The sequence below is a fragment of the Pseudomonas sp. Larv2_ips genome (genome assembly GCF_963879675.1).
In the GTDB taxonomy this organism is placed as follows: domain Bacteria; phylum Pseudomonadota; class Gammaproteobacteria; order Pseudomonadales; family Pseudomonadaceae; genus Aquipseudomonas.
This window is the reverse complement of record NZ_CAWOAW010000036.1, coordinates 1-271: the sequence shown is the minus strand read 5'-3', so window position 1 is coordinate 271 and position 271 is coordinate 1. Positions and strand designations below refer to the sequence as shown.

Annotated in this window: 1 pseudogene; it reads right to left on the bottom strand. The window is 57.6% G+C overall.

The features are described 5' to 3' along the window. A pseudogene (locus AACV02_RS28540) lies at nt 1–271 on the bottom strand (terminase); the annotation flags it as partial.

Here is a 271-nt window from a genome sequence, read left to right as displayed (position 1 = left end):
GAATTTTGCTTTCTTCAACAGCGACAAGTCGGACTCGCTCGCGTTTTTGCTGCTGGTGTTCTGCCCACTGGCGTCGGGGTAGACCGCCACCGAGTGCCCAGGGAAACGTGCCTGGATCTTCCCGATCATCTCCGGCGTGTCCCGAACACCGTGAAACTCATCCAGGGCCATCGGCAGATCGTTACGCACGACATAGACGACAGCGGCCATTTTCATGACGTTGAAGTCCATACCGATGTGCAGCGCTTCGCCTGGCTTGATTCGCTCGCTG